Source organism: Rhodomicrobium lacus (assembly GCF_003992725.1).
Taxonomy (GTDB): Bacteria; Pseudomonadota; Alphaproteobacteria; order Rhizobiales; family Rhodomicrobiaceae; genus Rhodomicrobium; species Rhodomicrobium lacus.
In genome coordinates, this window is record NZ_RZNF01000012.1 from 387,780 (window position 1) to 402,252 (window position 14,473).

Sequence of the window (14,473 nt, forward strand, 5' to 3'; positions counted from 1 at the left end):
GGGGGAAATGTGGGCGTGTGTAATTCTGTACGAATGGCATGCGTAAGCGCCTCATCAGTTCGTTGGAGCTCGCAATAGACTAGTTGCTTAAGCTTTGACCCAGCGGTAAAACCTTGATGAAGCTGAAGCCAAATGCCGTGGTGGCCCGATGGATTTACTACTTAAGATCGCCCGCTGTCCACTTGTCGAATCATGGTATGATGATCACTTGATTTCCAATAAATGCTACGAAATATTAACCACTCAGCAAGTTGAGTTCAGTGCACACCAGATACCGGAACCTTGGAGCGGAGACATAACTAAAGCGCCGATTCTGTTCCTTAGTTCGAATCCCTCCATTGATAATAACTCAAAATATCCAGTTTGGGATTGGCCTGACGATCAAATAGAAGACTATTTCAGCAATAGATTTGGCGGACGTCAACAGTGGATTGAGGATGGCATCCGCTGCCTAAACAATGATGGTTCAAGGACTACAGTTAGATTCTGGGCAGCGGTGAAGGCTCGCGCGAGAGAGTTGCTCGAAAAAGCCCCTATGCCTGGCAAAGATTATGCTCTCACAGAAGTAGTCCATTGCAAGTCACGAAATGAAGTAGGGGTTGCTCAGGTTCTGAGCGAGTGCGTGAAACGCTACTTAAGGCCTGTATTATCCGAGGCTTCTGGAGCAAAAATTATAGTGGTGCTGGGAAATATAGCGGGTCAGACCCTTAAGCAAGAGTTCAAAATGCCCGCCAACGCGCGCATGGCTGGTCCAGTTGAAGTTGGACTAGGTAATAGATATCTAGTTTTCTTGCCTCATCCGAATTTTCGCGGCCCACGCACTTTTAGAGATTGCTTGGAACCCTCCCAATTAGAGACACTTAGAGAGGCTTTGCGGAATTAGCCCAGTCTGAACCCTTTCAGATAAATTCAGATTGGTACGCGCGCTGCGAACTTTAGTTCATGATGTTGAGCAGCTGCTATCGACGCAACTCAGAACTTTGCCCCCTAAGCTGCCTTCTTCATGCGCGAGCGCGTGCCGAAGCTCCTCTGCTCGATATAATCGAGCACGAGGCCGGCCACATCGACGCCGGTGGTGCGCTCGATGCCTTCGAGGCCGGGCGAGGAATTCACCTCCAGCAGCAGCGGCCCTTTGGACGAGCGCAGGATGTCCACGCCCGCGAATTTCAGCCCGAGCCGATGCGCGGCCTTGATCGCAAGCTTGCGCTCCTCCGCCGTGAGCTTCGCCTCGAAGGCGAGCCCGCCCTTGTGCAGGTTCGCGCGGAACTCGTCGCCCGCCGCGCGCCGCACCATCGCCGCGATCACCTTGCCGTCGAGCACGATGCAGCGCAGATCCTGCCCCGCCGCCTCGGAAACGAATTGCTGCACGAGGAAGCTCGTCTCGGCGCTGCGCAGCGCATCGATCAGCGACACGGCGGATTTGCGGTTTTCGGCGAGCACCACGCCCTTGCCTTGCGTCGATTGCAGGAGCTTGATCACGAGCGGGGCGCCGCCCACCATCTTGATGAGGTCGTCGGTGTCGTGGTGCGAGCTGGCAAACGCCGTGTCGGGCATCGGCAGCTTGTGCATCGCGAGAAGCTGATGGGCGAAAAGCTTGTCGCGGCTCTGCACGATGGACTGCGCGGAATTCAGCACGCAGGCGCCCGTCATCTCGAACTGGCGCACGACGGCGGTGCCATAGGCGGTGATCGACGCACCGATGCGCGGGATGACGAAGTCGTAATCGGGGAGCGTCTTGCCTTCGTAATGCACCGCGCTCGCGATGGACTTGATGTTCATGTAGCAGCGCAGCGTGTTGATCGGCTCGATGACGTGATCGCGCTTCTCGGTTTCCTCGATGAGGCGGCGGTTCGAGAAATTGCCGGGCTCCATGGTGAGGAGCGCGATGCGAAGCGAGCGTTTCTTCGGCTTGCCCGCCTGCTCGCCATAGACGTCATAGGAGAGCTGCGCCTGACGAAATTCCGACCATGGCAGGATGGTGGCGGATGCGCCTTCGAGAGCCGTGCGGCCGAGAAGCATGCGGTGCGCCATGGTGTAGCGGTTCGAGAGCGAAATCTCGATGGGCCATTCGCGGTCGCCGATCCTGATCGGCGTTTCGATGATGAAACGGTTTTCGGCCTGACCGTTGGAGCTTCGCACCATGCGCCGGTCGACGATTTTCGCCGTGCACCACACTTCGATGTCGTCGCTGTAGTCGGCGGGATGGACGCCGAAGCGGACGCGGGGCGCATCGATCGGACCGAAGGTTTCAATCGAAAAGGCGTGCAGCGCCGAAGTGCGCGCGCCCGTGTCGATCTTGGCCTTCACCGCAGGCAGCCCCAATTCGGGAAGCGCAACCCATTCGCGCCAGCCTAAAACGAACGGCTCCATCGAACCTTCTCCGGTTTCAGAATCGGTTGCTGTCGTAGGTTATATCAACGACTTGCGCCTGCCGCTGCACCGTCTTTCGACAGGGGGAGGGGGAGCGCTCGGACTAACGCTGCGTGCTCGTCACTTGTTCCGCGAATCGTTTCTGCCTTGCATGCTAAGGAAATCAGGCTGCGGTTTTATGACAAAAAGGGAAAAGCCGCTTTTCCTTCCAGACCGTGTCACCGCGCGCGCCCAAGTGGCCCACCCTGCAAAATGGCCTGCGGGCTCTCTGAAAATTGTGTCGCGATTTGCCGGAATTGTCCATTGGCGCGCTTTTTTACGGCTAGGGTTAGCCAAATCGTGTCTTTTGCGCAACTTTGACAAAATCAGGTTCGACAAGGGGCTCAGCCACAGCGCGCGACACCGGCCCGGCGCGTGACAGCGACTTCGCTCGCGGGCGCTTTGATCCACGCCAGAGGGAGAAGCCAATGGACACATCCACTCATATTCTCGTCGTCGACGATCACAAGGACATCCGCGACCTCCTCGCGAAATTCCTCGTCAAGCATGGCATGCGTGTGACGGTGGCGGCCGATGCGGCGGAAGCGCGGCGCCATTTGAAAGCGGGCGCATTCGACCTGCTCGTGCTCGACATCATGATGCCGGGCGAAGACGGGCTTTCGCTGTGCCGCGATATTCGCGACAGCAACAGCGCTCCGATCATCTTCCTGACCGCCGTGGCCGAAGATACCGATCGCATCATCGGTCTCGAACTCGGCGCCGACGATTACGTGACGAAGCCCTTCAATCCGCGCGAACTCCTGGCCCGCATCCGGGCCGTGATCCGCCGCGCGCAAAGCATGCCGCCGAGCCGCGACACGCCGCCCGGCGAAAGGATCAAGTTCGGGCAATTCGTCTTCGACGCCGACCGGCGCGAACTCATCGACGGCAACCAGATGGTGACGCCGCTATCCTACGGCGAACATCTGCTTCTCGCGGCGTTCCTGCATCGTCCCAACGTGGTGCTGACGCGCGACCAGCTTCTCGACATCACGCGCGGGCGCGCGGCCAACCTGTTCGACCGCAGCATAGACAATCAGGTGAGCCGCCTTCGTCGCAAGATCGAGGAGGATCCGAAAGATCCGAAGATCATCCAGACCATCTGGGGCGGCGGATACAAATTCGTCGGCACGGTCGAGCGCGTGTAATGCAGATTTTCCCCAAAAGCCTGAAGGGCCAGCTCGTCGTTCTCACCATCGCCGGGCTGATCCTAGCGCAGGCCGTCGGCTATATCGTCATCATCCGTGATCAGCAGTCCCGCATGATGAAGGATTGGCTCAACGGCATTTTTACGCGCGTCGAAACCGTGGCGAATATCGTCGATACGACGCCGTCGCAATATCACGACACCATCTTCGCGGCAGCAAGTTCGCCCGTCCTTCAGTTCTCCATCGACGATGAGGCCATTGCCAGAAAAACAGCCGACAATGCGATGGACGAGCCCGAGGGCGCACGCGAGGTATTCGGCAGCCGGGCAAACAATGTCGTCGTTGCCTATTACGATCCCTTCCGCGCGGAGTTTCGCCTGGAAACGCTCGCTCGCGGTTTTCACAGGGCCTATGAGCGGCTGCGCGGTGCATCCGACCCGAAGAGCGCATCCGACTACCCCGTTTATGCGCACATTTCGGTGCCGCTCAAAAACGGCGCGTGGCTGAATGTCGCCGTCCGGCCTCGCGGCGCGCCGACGCACGCGCCGACCCTCTTCGTTCAGTTCGTCATCATGGCGGCGATCGGCGCCTTCGGTATCATGTTCATCATGATCCGCGTCGTGCGCCCGCTGAAGGAACTGGCTGACGCGGCCACGGCGCTCGGCAGACGCGAATACACAGCAAAGCTCGAAGAAAAAGGCCCCATGGAGGTTGTGGAGACGATCCGCGCCTTCAACGACATGCAGGACAGGCTTTGCACCTTCATGCAGGACCGGACGAAGATGCTGGCGGCGCTCAGCCACGATCTTCGGACGCCGATCACGAGCTTGCGGCTTCGCGCGGAGTTCATCGAAGACGACGAAATGCGCCGAAAGATTCTCCAGACGCTGGCCGAGATGTTCCAGATGACGGAAGCCGCGCTCGCTTACGCCAAGGGCGGCGAACTGGAAGAACTGGAAGAATCGCGGCTCGTCGATGTCGGCGCGCTCGTTTCGTCGGTATGTGCCGACCTCGCGGATATGGGCGCACCGGTCGAATGCAGCGACACACCGAGCTTCAGCCTGCATTGTCGCGCCTTCGCCCTGAAACGCGCGCTTCGCAATATCGTGGTGAACGCGGTGGCCTATGGCACCCATGCGCGCGTCACAACGCAACTCGCGGGCAACGAAGCTTTGATCGTGGTCGAGGACGATGGGCCCGGCATCCCCGAGGGCGACATGGAAAAGGTCTTCTCGCCTTTCGTACGCCTCGAAAATTCGAGAAATGCCGACACCGGCGGAATGGGGCTCGGCCTTGCGATCGCGCGCGGCATCGTGCGTTTTCACGGCGGCGACGTCATCCTGAAGAACCGGGCGGAGGGGGGGCTTCGCGTAACCATCGCCCTGCCGGGCGCCTCGGTCATAGGAAAATCCTCGACGGCTGCGCTTGAGCCCGCGGGGGTTTGACGCTTCGAGGCGAGCCCGTCTGTCTCGCGAACAAAGGCGTCGTGACAGATCCGGCGTCACGGGGCCACTTGACGCTGCAAACGCCGCGCGAGGGCAACTCACGCCTCACGCTTGGCATAAGCATCGCGTGCGATAAGCGACGCGCTTGCAGTTCTGCCACCAAGAGGATGTGATGTACCAGTTTGCCTATTCTTTCATCTGCGAGGAACCGACCTCGCAGGATGTTTCGACCGCGCGCAAACTGGCAGACGCAGTCGACTTGTTCGACGCTACAAATGGCACGGAGTTGCCCTCGCACCACCGCCACGAGGCCTTGTCGGAATTCCGCAGGATCTGGATTACCGTCGCCGACGAAGTTCCGGCGGGCGTCGGCGAACGCCACGATGCGGCGGAAGTCAAGACTGTCATTCTCGAAGAGGTGGAGCGCCGCCGTTTCTCGCGCGCGAAGACCCAGCTCGCCTCGCGTTTTTTTTCCGGGAGCAGAGTCCAATGACAGCGGAGGGTGCGTTCTTCGTGGAAAGCGCCCCGGAACTGGAAGTGGACTTCGCAACACTGGAGCGGGTTCTGGGAGCCGCGCTCGGCGGCTTCGCCTCGGAACTCCGTCTTGTCGACGTGCTCGACTTCGCTGCTTTCATCCGCATTGGTCAGATTGCCAACCTGAGGAGCCTCATTCACTCCTCAGCCGAGCTTTATTTCAAACCTGGAACGATCGAGCTTTGTGAACTCGGACAAGCGCTGCTCTCGTGGTCAGCGCCACCGGAAATCCTGTTGCCCATGAGGTTTCGCCACGCGGGAGTACGCGCGTATTTTCACCTCAGGCTAGCGGCTCGGTCCGCATCGGTCGACCTTGAATCCGTTGCCATAGAGGACGACGCTGGCGGCTGCCTTGAAGCGAGGCTGAAACACGCTGTCGAAACTGCGGCCGTCCAGCGACTGCAAACCGCTTCGGCCGGGGGGAACGATGGCGCTACCTAGGGTCGCACGCTTGCGACTGCATACTGTTAGCTTATCGACGACATTGACGCTAGTGCTGTCAATTATCATAATCAACGTGCAATCTAAAGGTGGTGCGTCGCCTCCCGATGTGGGGCAATGGCTAAACTTCTTATAAAGTTTTCTTTTATGCCGCACAATGTTGACATAGGCTGTCACTCTTAAGAAAATGGCATAAGCGCTTCGCCCCGGTACCTAAAATGAAAGTGGTGAACAAGCGTGCTTGGCAATTTGAACGGCGCATCGTCACGATCATGGCTACGGACGTGGCCGACTATTGCCGTCACATGGGAGCAGACGACGAAATTACGCTGTCGCGTTTCCTGACCTATCGCGAGATAACCGAACATGTCATCCGCTCGAACAGGGGGCGCATGTTCGGCGTTGCCGGCGACTCCTGGATGGCCGAATTTTCGACCCCCCTCGATGCGGTGCGAGCCGCGATCGAAACGCAGCATGCCATCGCGCGGCGTAATCTCCCGTTGCCCGAGGAAAATCGGATCCGCTTTCGGATCGGCCTTCACATGGGCGATGTCATCGTCGATTCCTCAGGCCTCTTCGGCGACGAAGTGAACATTGCTGCGCGGTTGCAGCAAATCTGCGCGCCGGGGCATCTTATGCTCTCGGAAGCCGTTGTCCGCGCCGTGGAAGAGAAGATCAATGTCGCATTCAAACCGCTCGGACCCTGCCATCTGAAGAACATCCTCGGGCCGGTTTTTGCATTCTCCGCCAATCTCGGCCCGACAAAGGACGAAGTTTCGCCCGGCACGGCGATCCAGTCGACGCAAGACCGAGATTTGAAGCCCGCGCTCGCCGTTCTGCCTTTCGAGGTCCAAGGGTATGTGGCGGCTGATGAAACCGGCAGTGAGGCCTTGGCGGACTCTCTCGTCAACGGTCTGTCGCGGCTGCGCTGGCTTCCCATCCTCTCCCAATGGTCAAGCTTGCGGTTCCAGAATGCCAAGCGGAGCCCCTGCGAAATCGGGCAGGCGCTCGGTTCACGCTATCTGGTGGCAGGTCGCCTCAAGCATTGCGGAACCGAACTTCGCGTGACGGTCAATCTGATCGATGCAAGCAACTGTCACAATCTCTGGGGACGGACATTCTCTTTCGACGCCACGTCGCTCGCCGCCGCGCAGGACGACTTTACGACAGCCGCCGTAAGCGCCCTTGAGGTGGAACTCGAACGCGCGGAGTTCGCCCGCCTCAGCGTCAAGAAAAAGGAACAGCTGGACGCATGGGAACTCGTGCGCAGAGGCACATGGCATCTCAAGAAGCTGAACAAGAGCCACCTGGACATCGCGGCCGAATACTTCAAGGCGGCCCTCGACCGCGATCCCGGTTCGAGCGAGGCGCTGATCCAGCTCGCCACCTGCCATTTCGCGCAGATCTGGATGGATCGGAGGGAACCGGGGCTCCTGCGAGAAACCGAGGACCTCGCGCGCAAGGCGTGCCTTATCGATCCGCAGGATGCGCGCGTCTACTTCGTCATTGCCCTCGTGAAACTGGCAGCGAATGCGCCGCAGCATGCGCGCATCTATTTCCAGCGCGCAATCGAACTCAATCCGAGCTTCGCCGCGGCCCATTGCGGCCTTGGAAGCTGTTGCACTATGGCGGGCGCGCCGGCGATGGCGATCGCTCATTTGCAGCGAGCGATGCGTCTCAGTCCGTGCGACCCGCTGACCTTTCACTTTCTCGGTGAAACGGCACTCGCCTATCATCTGATTGGAGAATGGGCGGCGGCAGCCGACCATGCCGAGCGCGCGCTCCATCTTCGGAATCGATACCGCCTGGCCAGGATCGTCCAGATCGCAACCCTTGCGCGAAGCGGCGATACGGCGAAAGCCGGCGCCGAAATGGAGAAGTGGCCGCCCGCGTTCTTTCAGCGCGAGGTTGAAAGGCTTCCCTTTAAAGATAGAAGCTGGAATGCGTTCCTTATAGAAGGGCTTAGGCTTGCGGGGTGCTATGCTCATGATCGCGGCCGGGAGAAGATCGATTAGCGAAGCGGGCATGCCTCTTGAAGCTGAGGGTGCTCGTTTGGCGAACCATTTCAGGCAAAGGAGCGCGTCGCTTGCCCCATAGAATGACCAGTCTCAGGCGATGCGAAATCCTGCGCGACCTCCCCGACACGGTCATTCGCGACGTCGCGCACAGCTGCACCTGGCATTCCGTTGCGGCTGGCAAGCAGATCGTGATGGCGAACGAACGCTCACGAGACGTCTACTTCGTAACCAAGGGAAAACTCCGCGCCCTTCTCTACTCGGCGGCGGAGGGAAAGCCGGTCCTGTTCGCCAGTATCGGCGTGGACGAAATGTTCGGTGAGTTGTCGGCGCTCGACGGCGAGCCGCGTTCAGTTACCATCGAGGCTTGCAGCGACTGCACGCTCGCAATCCTCTCCAAGGATCAGTTCCAGAGGTTGGTTGAGACGCACCCGCAGTTTTCTCTTCTCATCATGAAGAAACTCGCGAGAAAAGTCCGCTCGCTTTCGGACAGGATCTTCGAATTCAGCACCCTGAGCGTTCAAGCGCGCGTTCATGCGGAACTGCTCCGCCTCGCGCTGCTCGCGGGCGAAAAGAACGGTCAGGCGCTCATTTCTCCCGCGCCATTGCTCGCCGATTTTGCGGCGCACATCAGCACTCATCGCGAGGCGGTTTCCCGTGTGCTGAGCCGCATTCAGGATATGGGCATCGCGCGCCGCGAAGGGGCTGACTTGCGGATACTCGATGTCGCGAGACTGCGCGCGCTTCACCGCGATGCGCGCGGGGAATAGCGCGCACCGGTATCGGGCAAAGCCGTCTGCCCCAACGGGACGCGGCGCTATCCATGTCAGGTGTCGATCAGCTTACTGCGTCAAATCGCGTTGCCTTGACGCAGGCCGATCAATGCCCGTCGAACGCGATCAACGCGTGTGAGCGAACGGCGTGCGCCGCAAGCTTCGCAACGCCGCCGAGTTCCGGCAGATCGATAACGAAAGCCGCTCCCGCGACCTCGCCGCCCACGCGCCTGATGAGCTTCACCGCCGCTTCCGCTGTGCCGCCCGTGGCGATCAGGTCATCGACGATCAGAACGCGCTCGCCCGGCTTCACGGCATCCTCATGCATCTCGATGATGTCGGTGCCGTATTCGAGCTGATAATCCTGCCCGACCGCGCGCCAAGGCAGCTTGCCCTTCTTGCGGATCGGTATGAAGCCGCAGCCAAGACGGTCCGCGACGGCGCCGCCAACGATGAAGCCGCGCGCTTCGATGCCCGCCACCGCGTCGATCTTTTCGCCCTCGAAAGGAGCGGCAATCCGTCTGATCGCTGCCCGAAAGCCGTCAGCATGACCGATGAGTGTCGTGATATCCCGGAACATGATGCCGGGCTTCGGATAGTCGGGGATCGTACGAACCAGCGATTTCAGATCGAGAGTGTCAAGGCTCATGCGAATCCCTCTTCCGCAACAGGCAACGCCGCCCGTTTTGCAGGCGCATCCTTGGCGTTTAGCAGATGCAGCCCCATATCTTCAATGGCTTTCGGACGACCGTTTTGACGCGCCCCGGCAAGGGGCGGAACAGGTCATCGTCCGGGGCGTTCTGCCTTTGCCGAAGTCATGAAGGGTGCCGGAAGATGTCTTACGTCATTATCGTCTCGTCGTCGCTTCTCGTTCTCGCCGCTCTCGCGGCAGCCGCCGCCGCTTCCGGTTCGGCAAGAAAGACCGCTCGCGCGGAGAAGCCCAGGCGCTGAACACGGTGCGCGCGCTTACGGGGAAACAGGCAGGATCGACATGACGTTAACGATCATCGTAACCGTGGCCATCGTTCTGGTGGTTTTCATTCTGGGCGGCATCGCGAGCCGCCCCGGCGAGTGGTATCGCAACCTCAAAAAGCCGTCGTGGAATCCGCCGAACTGGGCGTTCGGCCCGGCGTGGACCATCATATTGTCGTTGGCAGGCGCGGCGGGTGTCTTTGCATGGACGGCGGCAGCCGATAGCGCAGAGCAAACACGCGTCGCGGTGCTGTTCGCGATCAACATCTTCTTTTACGTGATCTGGAGTCCGCTGTTCTTCGCGGCCAAGCGGCCGGATTGGGCCTTGGCCGAAGTTCCTTTCCTCTGGCTCTCCATCCTGGCGCTCGTAATCGGCCTGCGCGACATCTCTCCCACGGCGTCATGGCTCCTCGTGCCTTATCTGCTTTGGGTTGCCTTCGCCGCCTTCCTGAACTGGAAGATCGTGCAATTGAACGCACCCTTCGGCTCGAAGGCCGACGCGTCGCACGCGCTTCATAGCTAGCGCCTCTTCCGGCGGGGATGCTTCATAGCCCCCCGCCAACGGCGTTTCTTCGCGCGGGCGGTATCCTTTTCGCTTGAAAACGCTGTAAACCTGTTCGGAGTCCCGCGAACAGGAACACTTCCATGACATCGGCCCCAGCGTCATACGCTCCCGCGATCATCCTTGTTGAGCCGCAGCTCGGCGAAAACATCGGTGCGGCTGCACGCGCGATGGCGAATTTCGGACTGCGGGAGCTTCGCCTTGTGGCGCCGCGCGACGGATGGCCGAACGAAGCGGCGCGAGCCTCGGCGGCGCTGGCGGTGGAAATCGTCGATGGGGCGCAGCTTTATCCAGATCTCGCCGCCGCTGTGGCGGATCTGCACTATATCGTGGCCACAACGGCACGAAGCCGCTTCCTCGCCAAGCCGGTGCTGGCCCCCGACACCGCCGTCAGCGAAATCGCGGAGCGGCAGGCCGCCGACCTCCGTTGCGGCGTTCTCTTCGGCAAGGAGCGGACAGGGCTCGAAAACCCGGACGTCGCCATCGCCGACGCGATCATGACGGCGCCGGTCGATCCTGCTTTCGCCTCGCTCAACCTCGCGCAGTCTGTGCTTCTCTTCGCCTATGAGTGGCGCAAACTTGTGAACCCGCATTCGCTCGGCCGGACGCTGCCGGACGCACCGCTCGGCGCTGGCCACCGCTTCAAGGCAAGCCGCCCGGCCGAGCGCGGTGAACTCATCGGCTTCTACGAACACCTCGAAGGCGAACTCGACCATTGCGGCTTTCTCTTCCCGCCCGAAAAGCGCGAAACCATGGTCAACAACATTCGCACGATGTTCGCCAGAATGGCGCCGACGGAGCAGGAGGTGCGGACGCTTCGCGGCATCGTCGCGATCCTCCGCCGCGGACCGTGGCAGGGCTCCAACAAGGCGTGACCGGCCTGCAATGAGGCCATAGTGTTGCCGCGTTTCTCCCGTTGCCATGAAGCGGGGTTTGACGCGCCGAATGCCGGTGGCAAGGCGCAGGTGTTCAGTCAATCAGGGGATTCGGGGCCAGCATGATTTTGCGATCGATCATCTTCGCTGCCACATTGCTTGCCACGCCGATTGCGGTCGCGCAGACGCAGACGGCAAAGGGCGAGATCAGCGACAAGACACTCAAGACGCTGAAGGCGCTCGCCTGGCAGTCGCTGCCGAACAAGATCATGCAGCCGGACAAATCGGTGACCGTGATCGACAAATCCGATCCGTCGAAGATCGTCATCCCCGACGCCGATGCGCGCGAAGTCATCCGCGCCGCCTATCTCAGCGCCAGAGCCCAGAAATGCGACCTTCAGGAACTGGTCATCGCAAACCGCGATGCCCTGCTTCTGCGCGAAAAGAAGACCGGCAAGTGGTCTTCGAGCCAACTTCAGTACATCAACACGCTTCACCTTTTCACGGTGCAGCTTCTCGTCGGCAAGGTGGAAGTCGTCGATCAGGAAGAGGCTGCCAAGCGGGGCGATCCGGCCACCGCGCCGATGCCCCCCGCGAACACCGTCAATTGCAACGAAAAAGAAAAGCAGGATATTTCATCCGCCGTCGCGGCGAATGAGAAGCTCGTTCTCGGGAAATCCTGATCCGCTGACACGGTCGAGCTGAGCCGGGGACGGCTTCGCTCGACAGGCGTAACGCTGGCCATCGACGGCAGAATACGCTTCGCCGTGGCGACAGGGCGCTGGCGCGACACAGCTCGGGCTTGCATTTTGCCTTCGGTGCGGCTCATAACAACGCCTCGATCATCAAGGCCAGCACCACAATGAAAGAGCTTGTGTTTTCCGGCGTTCAACCGACCGGCAACCTGCATCTCGGCAACTATCTCGGCGCGATCAAGAATTTCGTCGCGTTGCAGGATCGGACCGACTGTATCTATTGCGTCGTGGATCTGCACGCGATCACGGTCGCGCAAAATCCCGCCGACCTGAAGCGCTCCACCCGCGAAGTGACGGCTGCGTTCATCGCAGCGGGTGTGGACCCCAAGCGGCACATCATCTTCAATCAGTCGCAAGTGAGCGCGCATGCGGAACTCGCCTGGGTTCTGAACTGCGTCGCGCGCATCGGCTGGCTGAACCGCATGACGCAGTTCAAGGACAAGGCGGGCAAGGATCGCGAAAATGCGAGCGTCGGGCTTTACGTATATCCCGTGCTGATGGCGGCGGATATTCTCGCCTATCGCGCGACGCACGTGCCCGTCGGCGAGGACCAGAAGCAGCATCTGGAGCTTTCCCGCGACATAGCGCAGAAGTTCAACAACGATTTCGCGGAGACGATCGCGGCCGAAGGCTTCAGCGACGGCTTCTTCCCGCAGCCGGAGCCGATCATCTCCGGCCCCGCGACGCGCGTCATGTCGTTGCGCGACGGCACGAAAAAGATGTCTAAGTCGGACCCGTCCGACCTGTCGCGGATCAACGTGGCCGACGACGCCGACACCATCGCGAAGAAGATCCGCAAGGCGAAGACCGATCCCGAGCCCCTGCCGACCGATCCGAAAGGCTTCGAGGGACGTCCCGAAGCGGAGAACCTCGTCGGCATCTATTCCGCGCTGTCGGGCGACAGCGTGGAGAAGATCCTCGGTGAGTTCGGCGGTTCGCAATTTTCGGTGTTCAAGAACGCGCTTGCCGACCTTGCCGTGGCGAAACTCGGTCCCATCGGCGACGAGATGAAGCGCATTTCGGCTGACGCCGCCTATATCGACGCGGTGCTTGCGGACGGCTCGGAGCGAGCGGACGCCATTGCCTCCGAAACGCTGCGCCACGTGCGCAACATCGTCGGCTTCGTTTCGAGGGCGCCGCGATAAAAATCGCTCGCCGTCGCATCGACGCCCCGGTCGGGGACACGGCGAATCACGGTTTGCCTGAGAGCGGTCCGTGATAAGCTTTGCTCCGGGCGACGCGCAAAGCCCGGAAACGAGAACCGATTTCCGCAAGTTGGAACATGCAAGGGCGACGCCGTTCCAGCAGAGGACGCAAACATGGCGAACCGTGAGCCACGCGATCTTTTCACCGGCGGTCACAAGCGAAAATTCCTCGTCGTGGTGGACGAGTCGCCGGAGGGAGAGACAGCGCTCTATTACGCCGCGCGCCGGGTGCACCGCACGGGCGGCGGCCTTTCGCTCCTGTTCGTGATCGAACCGATGGAAATGACGCATTGGCTCGGCGTCGAAGAGACGTTTCGCGAGGAGCAATATCACAAGGCACGTGCCGTTTTCCGGCTGCGCGCGCGGAAACTGAAAACCTGGGGCTTCGAGGAAATCTTGCCTGAGGACATCATCCGCGAAGGTCATCTCGCGGATGAAATCGTGAAGCTCATAGACGAGGATCGCGAGATCGGCATTCTCGTGCTCGGCGCCTCGACGGACCCCAATGGACCGGGACCGCTCGTGTCGTCGCTCGCCGGCGCGAAGGCAGGCACCTTTCCGATTCCCATCACCATCGTGCCCGGCCATCTCACGCTCGAAGAAGTGAACGGTCTCGCCTGAGGCGAAGCGGAGTTTCCGACTTGAGCAGTCGGATTTTCTCTTGAAAGGCGGGCGCAACCCTGCCTAATCTGGCTCATGGTTGAAGGCGCCGGGGGACGGGCGCAAAAGAGGAAAGACATGTTCATTCAGACAGAGATGACGCCAAATCCGGCGACACTCAAATTTCTGCCGGGCCGCACGGTGCTCGAAGAGGGTACGCGCGAATTTCTCACGAGCGACGACGCGGAAGGGGTTTCGCCACTGGCGGCGCGGCTGTTCGATATCGAAGGCGTCACCGCCGTGTTCCTCGGCTCGGATTTCGTGTCCGTGACAAAGGATCGCGGCGACTGGGACAGTCTCAAGCCGCCGGTCCTCGGTGCCATCATGGAACATTTCATGTCGGGTCAGGCGGTGCTCTCTGACGAGAGGCGCGTCGCGGAAGACGAAGATTTCGATGCCGCCGACGAGGAAGTCGTCTCGACCATCAAGGAGTTGATCGAGACGCGCGTGCGCCCCGCCGTGGCGAACGATGGAGGCGACATTACCTTCAAGGGGTTCCGCGACGGTATCGTCTACCTCAAGATGCAGGGCGCGTGTTCCGGCTGCCCGTCCGCGACGGCAACGCTGCGGCACGGCATAGAAAACCTGTTGAAACACTTCGTCCCCGAAGTTCAAGAGGTCCAGCCCGTCTAGTACTTCGATTCGCGATCCTCTATATGTTGTGCTGTCCTGTATCCAA

At 60.4% G+C, this 14,473-nt stretch carries 15 protein-coding genes; 13 read left to right on the top strand and 2 right to left on the bottom strand.

Annotated features, from left to right (window positions below):
• Positions 1-148 precede the first annotated feature (148 nt).
• Positions 149-883, top strand: coding sequence for a uracil-DNA glycosylase family protein (locus tag EK416_RS11215; RefSeq protein WP_127077578.1), 735 nt, complete (start codon positions 149-151; stop codon positions 881-883).
• Positions 884-987: 104 nt separating this feature from the next.
• Here EK416_RS11215 and rimK read toward each other — a convergent pair whose 3' ends face one another.
• Positions 988-2,370, bottom strand: coding sequence for a 30S ribosomal protein S6--L-glutamate ligase (gene rimK / locus EK416_RS11220; protein ID WP_127077579.1), 1,383 nt, complete (start codon positions 2,368-2,370; stop codon positions 988-990).
• 467 nt (positions 2,371-2,837) lie between these two features.
• On the opposite strand from rimK, the gene EK416_RS11225 reads away from it, so the two are divergent.
• The 6 genes from EK416_RS11225 (at position 2,838) to EK416_RS11250 (ending at position 8,762) form a co-directional block, all read left to right on the top strand.
• Positions 2,838-3,557 carry a response regulator gene (locus EK416_RS11225; protein WP_127077580.1) on the top strand — a complete coding sequence of 240 codons (720 nt, stop codon included), beginning with the start codon at positions 2,838-2,840 and terminating at the stop codon, positions 3,555-3,557.
• Complete coding sequence (locus EK416_RS11230; RefSeq protein ID WP_127077581.1) at positions 3,557-5,002, top strand: ATP-binding protein; 1,446 nt, start codon at positions 3,557-3,559, stop codon at positions 5,000-5,002. The genes EK416_RS11225 and EK416_RS11230 overlap by 1 nt, the downstream gene beginning before the upstream one ends.
• A 172-nt stretch (positions 5,003-5,174) precedes the next feature.
• Entirely contained in the window at positions 5,175-5,495 is a 321-nt protein-coding gene (locus tag EK416_RS11235; protein WP_127077582.1) for a hypothetical protein, read from the top strand.
• A complete protein-coding gene (locus EK416_RS11240) occupies positions 5,492-5,977 on the top strand; it encodes a hypothetical protein (protein WP_127077583.1) in 486 nt (161 codons plus the stop codon). The genes EK416_RS11235 and EK416_RS11240 overlap by 4 nt, the downstream gene beginning before the upstream one ends.
• A 227-nt stretch (positions 5,978-6,204) precedes the next feature.
• Positions 6,205-7,992, top strand: coding sequence for a tetratricopeptide repeat protein (locus EK416_RS11245; protein WP_164729993.1), 1,788 nt, complete (start codon positions 6,205-6,207; stop codon positions 7,990-7,992).
• Between the two features lie 71 nt (positions 7,993-8,063).
• Positions 8,064-8,762, top strand: coding sequence for a Crp/Fnr family transcriptional regulator (locus EK416_RS11250; RefSeq protein ID WP_127077585.1), 699 nt, complete (start codon positions 8,064-8,066; stop codon positions 8,760-8,762).
• A 109-nt stretch (positions 8,763-8,871) separates the two neighbouring features.
• Here EK416_RS11250 and EK416_RS11255 read toward each other — a convergent pair whose 3' ends face one another.
• On the bottom strand, positions 8,872-9,414 hold the full coding sequence (locus EK416_RS11255; protein WP_127077586.1) for an adenine phosphoribosyltransferase: 543 nt from the start codon (positions 9,412-9,414) through the stop codon (positions 8,872-8,874).
• A gap of 342 nt (positions 9,415-9,756) precedes the next feature.
• Here EK416_RS11255 and EK416_RS11260 point away from each other — a divergent pair, with 342 nt between their 5' ends.
• The 6 genes from EK416_RS11260 to EK416_RS11285 all read left to right on the top strand — a co-directional run bounded on the left by EK416_RS11260 (position 9,757) and on the right by EK416_RS11285 (position 14,427).
• Positions 9,757-10,260, top strand: coding sequence for a TspO/MBR family protein (locus EK416_RS11260; RefSeq protein ID WP_127077587.1), 504 nt, complete (start codon positions 9,757-9,759; stop codon positions 10,258-10,260).
• Positions 10,261-10,382: 122 nt separating this feature from the next.
• Entirely contained in the window at positions 10,383-11,174 is a 792-nt protein-coding gene (locus EK416_RS11265; RefSeq protein ID WP_127077588.1) for an RNA methyltransferase, read from the top strand.
• 122 nt (positions 11,175-11,296) lie between these two features.
• Positions 11,297-11,857: a hypothetical protein gene (locus tag EK416_RS11270; protein ID WP_127077589.1), complete on the top strand. Its 561-nt coding sequence runs from the start codon at positions 11,297-11,299 to the stop codon at positions 11,855-11,857.
• A gap of 179 nt (positions 11,858-12,036) precedes the next feature.
• Entirely contained in the window at positions 12,037-13,074 is a 1,038-nt protein-coding gene (gene trpS, locus EK416_RS11275; RefSeq protein ID WP_127079731.1) for a tryptophan--tRNA ligase, read from the top strand.
• 174 nt (positions 13,075-13,248) lie between these two features.
• Positions 13,249-13,755: a universal stress protein gene (locus tag EK416_RS11280; RefSeq protein WP_127077590.1), complete on the top strand. Its 507-nt coding sequence runs from the start codon at positions 13,249-13,251 to the stop codon at positions 13,753-13,755.
• Between the two features lie 117 nt (positions 13,756-13,872).
• Positions 13,873-14,427, top strand: coding sequence for a NifU family protein (locus EK416_RS11285; RefSeq protein ID WP_127077591.1), 555 nt, complete (start codon positions 13,873-13,875; stop codon positions 14,425-14,427).
• Positions 14,428-14,473: the final 46 nt, after the last annotated feature.

What these genes read in the sequence shown, in the direction of transcription:
- EK416_RS11215 (WP_127077578.1), top strand. Translation starts at nt 149, where the DNA reads ATGGATTTACTACTTAAGATCGCCCGCTGTCCACTTGTCGAATCATGG.
- rimK (WP_127077579.1), bottom strand. Translation starts at nt 2,370, where the DNA reads ATGGAGCCGTTCGTTTTAGGCTGGCGCGAATGGGTTGCGCTTCCCGAA.
- EK416_RS11225 (WP_127077580.1), top strand. Translation starts at nt 2,838, where the DNA reads ATGGACACATCCACTCATATTCTCGTCGTCGACGATCACAAGGACATC.
- EK416_RS11230 (WP_127077581.1), top strand. Translation starts at nt 3,557, where the DNA reads ATGCAGATTTTCCCCAAAAGCCTGAAGGGCCAGCTCGTCGTTCTCACC.
- EK416_RS11235 (WP_127077582.1), top strand. Translation starts at nt 5,175, where the DNA reads ATGTACCAGTTTGCCTATTCTTTCATCTGCGAGGAACCGACCTCGCAG.
- EK416_RS11240 (WP_127077583.1), top strand. Translation starts at nt 5,492, where the DNA reads ATGACAGCGGAGGGTGCGTTCTTCGTGGAAAGCGCCCCGGAACTGGAA.
- EK416_RS11255 (WP_127077586.1), bottom strand. Translation starts at nt 9,414, where the DNA reads ATGAGCCTTGACACTCTCGATCTGAAATCGCTGGTTCGTACGATCCCC.
- EK416_RS11260 (WP_127077587.1), top strand. Translation starts at nt 9,757, where the DNA reads ATGACGTTAACGATCATCGTAACCGTGGCCATCGTTCTGGTGGTTTTC.
- EK416_RS11265 (WP_127077588.1), top strand. Translation starts at nt 10,383, where the DNA reads ATGACATCGGCCCCAGCGTCATACGCTCCCGCGATCATCCTTGTTGAG.
- EK416_RS11270 (WP_127077589.1), top strand. Translation starts at nt 11,297, where the DNA reads ATGATTTTGCGATCGATCATCTTCGCTGCCACATTGCTTGCCACGCCG.
- trpS (WP_127079731.1), top strand. Translation starts at nt 12,037, where the DNA reads ATGAAAGAGCTTGTGTTTTCCGGCGTTCAACCGACCGGCAACCTGCAT.
- EK416_RS11280 (WP_127077590.1), top strand. Translation starts at nt 13,249, where the DNA reads ATGGCGAACCGTGAGCCACGCGATCTTTTCACCGGCGGTCACAAGCGA.
- EK416_RS11285 (WP_127077591.1), top strand. Translation starts at nt 13,873, where the DNA reads ATGTTCATTCAGACAGAGATGACGCCAAATCCGGCGACACTCAAATTT.